Annotated in this window: 4 protein-coding genes and 1 pseudogene; 1 reads left to right on the top strand and 4 read right to left on the bottom strand. The window is 70.5% G+C overall.

The genetic code is table 11. The annotated features are described in order from the left end of the window. From CCN39_RS50965 to CCN39_RS46740, 4 genes and pseudogenes are all read right to left on the bottom strand, one after another. A pseudogene (locus CCN39_RS50965) lies at nucleotides 1-432 on the bottom strand (C40 family peptidase); the annotation flags it as partial. Beyond that, nucleotides 429-770 carry a hypothetical protein gene (locus tag CCN39_RS46750; RefSeq protein WP_086853545.1) on the bottom strand — a complete coding sequence of 114 codons (342 nt, stop codon included), beginning with the start codon at nucleotides 768-770 and terminating at the stop codon, nucleotides 429-431. The pseudogene CCN39_RS50965 and the gene CCN39_RS46750, both read right to left, overlap by 4 nt. Nucleotides 771-879: 109 nt before the next feature. Further along, nucleotides 880-1623, bottom strand: a complete 744-nt coding sequence (locus CCN39_RS46745; protein ID WP_086853544.1) for a DsbA family protein — start codon at nucleotides 1621-1623, stop codon at nucleotides 880-882. 72 nt (nucleotides 1624-1695) lie between these two features. Next, entirely contained in the window at nucleotides 1696-2202 is a 507-nt protein-coding gene (locus CCN39_RS46740) for a MauE/DoxX family redox-associated membrane protein (RefSeq protein WP_086853542.1), read from the bottom strand. 76 nt (nucleotides 2203-2278) lie between these two features. Here CCN39_RS46740 and CCN39_RS46735 point away from each other — a divergent pair, with 76 nt between their 5' ends. Continuing rightward, a complete protein-coding gene (locus tag CCN39_RS46735) occupies nucleotides 2279-3109 on the top strand; it encodes a glutamate ABC transporter substrate-binding protein (RefSeq protein WP_086853540.1) in 831 nt (276 codons plus the stop codon). Nucleotides 3110-3159 lie beyond the last annotated feature (50 nt).

The raw sequence follows: 3159 nt of genomic DNA, 5'->3' as shown, positions 1-3159 counted from the left end.
ATCATCAAGGAGATCGCGGCGTCGATGAAGGCGCTGGAAGCGGTCAAGACCATCCAGCCGCCGGAGAGCCGCGATCTCCTTGATGATCTGGTCGCGGACCTGGTCGTTCTTGATCTCGCCGACGTGCAGCGTCTCGGCCGCCTCCGCGACGGCCTTCTCGATCTCGGCGCTCTCGTCGAGGAGGTCCTGGACCTCCTTCTCCAGGCTCTGCGACGTCGCCGTGGCGCGGTCGGTCGTCGAGCCGGAGCTGGCCGAAGCCAGCGAAACGCGCTGCTCCGACGCGACGTCGCGAGTGCGCCCCACCGACGTCTGCAAGGCGGTGTGCGCGTCCCGCGCGCCGCTGATGGCCACCGGGTCGTGGCGCAGCTTCTGCGCGAACTGGTTCGGCGTGTCGAGGCCGTGCCGGACGAGCTGGTCGGTGTGCTCGGTCACGCGTCCTGCCCGAGGTCACTGCCGAGCCGCCGGACGACGTCGCCGTGTTCGCTCTCGACCGCCGCGTAGTTGCGGTCGGTCTGCCGCGCGGCCTCGCCGACCTGCCCCCAGCCGCCGCCGACGCGGTGCATCTTCTCCTGCAGCGCGCGCATCCGGCCGCTGTAGGCGCCGGAGAAGCCGGACTCGCCGCCCATCTCCGAGAAACCGTGGCCGCCGAGCGTCACGTGCGGGCCGACGTGCTTGTCGGCAGCCCCTTTGACGTCTTCCCCGAGCGGGTCGACTTCGCGTGCGTACCGCGTGTACGCGCCCTCATCGACGTGAAAACCCGAACCGTCCACTGGCCCTCCCTGTCACCGGAGGTGCGACGTGCGCGCGGCACCCCCGGTTCCCCTGATGCGGGACAAGCCTAGTCCACGGTCCTTACCCGAGTGGGCGAATTGCCCGGAGTCAGCCGACGACCTTCGTGAGCCAGTTCGGGTCCTGCCAGGACACGATCGAGCCGTTCGCGGTGACCGTCGGCGTGCCGAACCCCCTCTGCCCGCCGCCGAAGTCCTGCGCCAGCTTCGGGTCGTTCTCGATCTGCTGGAACGCGGTGTTCAGCTGCTGGTCGTAGGTGCCCGCGTTGACCGTCTGAGCGAAGGCCGGGTCGGTGATGCCGACGTTCTTGCCGAGGTCGATCAGCTGCGCCTTGTCGTAGCCGCGCTTGCCCTCTTCGGGCTGGTTGGCGAACAGCGCGTCGTGGAACTGGAGGAACTTGCCGGCGTCGGCCGCGGCCAGCGCCGCGTTCGCCGAGTCGAGCGAGTAGCCCGGCGGGCTGGAGCGCTGGTTGAGCAGCGGCACCATGTGGTAGCGCACCTGCAGCTTGCCGTCGTTGATCGCCTGCTCGACCTGGCCCTTGTACTGCTTCTCGAACTCGCCGCAGATCGGGCAGAGGAAGTCGGCGTAGACGTCGATCGAGGCCTTGGCGCCGGCCTTGCCCACGGTGACGACCACGCCGTCGCGCTTCTGCGTGACGTCCCCCGCCAGCGAGCTCGCCGCCTGGCCGGGGTCGATGACCTTGCCCTCGGTCCGGTTCCGGTCCGCGATCGTCCAGATCACGCCGCCGATCACGAGCGCGGCCACGACGACCACGGCCCCGATCCCGATGATCCACTTCCGCTTGTCCCCGGACGCGCCCCTGGCCTGGGCCACCGCCCTCGCCCCTCCGGCCTGCGCGGCCTGACGACGCTTCCGAGCGGTCCGCTCAGCTCCACCCACTGTGTATCAATTCCCTTCCGCGATACCCGAGTAGTCGTGTTCGGGCTCGCCCGAGTTCCCGCGACCTCGCGCCAGCCAGCCGTCGAGCGACAGCCAGGTGCGCGGGCGCGCCAGCAGCCATACGGCCAGCAGCGCGAACCCCGTGTCGCGGAGGATCTCCTGCGGGTACTCGGTCTGCCCCGCGGCCACGTGCCCGCCGCCGCCGAAGCACCCGCAGTCGATGCTCAGCCCGCGCGCCCACGATTGGGCGATGCCGGCGATGAGCACGGCGAGCAGCCCCAGCGCGGCCGCGGCGGCCCACCGGGTCGCCAGCCCCGCGAGCAGCAGCAGCCCGAGCACGAGTTCCACGAGCGGCAGCGCGATGGCCACCACGTTTTCGAGGGCGTCCGGCAGCACCTCGTACGCCTGCACGGCGATCAGCGTCTGGCCGGGATCCGCCAGCTTGAGCGCACCGGAAACGAGCCAGACGGCCGCCAGCCCGAGCCGGGCGAGCGTGCCGACGGTGTTCAGCACGGGTTGGGACGGTCGCACCACGCACTTAGGCTAACGGGGGGACCTGAGAACAACGTGAGGCGGAGGGAGCGGCCGGATGCGGTGGCGCACGCTCCTCGGCTCGGCGTTGCTGCTGGTCACGGCGTCCGCGTGCGGTCCGGCGAAGGTTTCGCCCACGGACTCGCTCGTCACCCGGGCGAGTGCCACGGATCACCTGACCATCGGCATCCGGTTCGACGCGCCGGGGCTCTCGGAGCACACCATCGACGGCCGCTTCGTCGGATTCGACGTCGACGTCGCGACTTTCGTCGCGAGTGAGCTCGGTGTCCCGGCGAAGGACATCACGTGGCGCGAGACGACGTCGGCGACGCGGGAGACGGACCTCACCTCCGGCGCCGTCGACCTGGTCGTGGCCAGCTACTCGATCACCGACAAGCGCAAGCAGGTCGTGTCGTTCGCCGGCCCGTACTTCACCACCGGCCAGGACCTGCTGGTGCGGCGGACGTCGGCCGACATCGCCGGGCCGGAGGCGCTCAACGGCCGGCGGCTGTGCTCGGTGACCGGGTCGACGCCGGCGCAGCAGGTGAAGGACAAGTACGCCCAGGCCGTCCAGCTGGTCGAGTACCCGCGGTACTCCGACTGCGTGACCGCGCTGCTCGCCGGGCAGATCGACGCGGTGACCACGGACGCGGTGATCCTCGCCGGCTACGTCGCCCGCGACCCGGAGCTGCTGAAGATCGTCGGGAAGCCGTTCTCGAAGGAGAGCTACGGCATCGGCCTGCGCAAGGACGACACCCAGGGGGTGTCCGCGGTCGACGACGCGATCCGGAAGATGATCTCCTCCGGCGAATGGCTGCGCTCGCTCAACGCGAACATCGGCCCGTCCGGTTACCAGCTGCCCCCGCCCCCCGAGGTCACCGCCAAGTGAAGCTGCCCGACCTGCCGGTCCGGTCCGTGCTGCCCGACGTCGTCGCCGCG

This window comes from Amycolatopsis kentuckyensis (assembly GCF_002155975.1).
Lineage (GTDB): Bacteria > Actinomycetota > Actinomycetes > Mycobacteriales > Pseudonocardiaceae > Amycolatopsis > Amycolatopsis kentuckyensis.
This window is presented reverse-complemented; position numbering and strand designations above follow the sequence as displayed.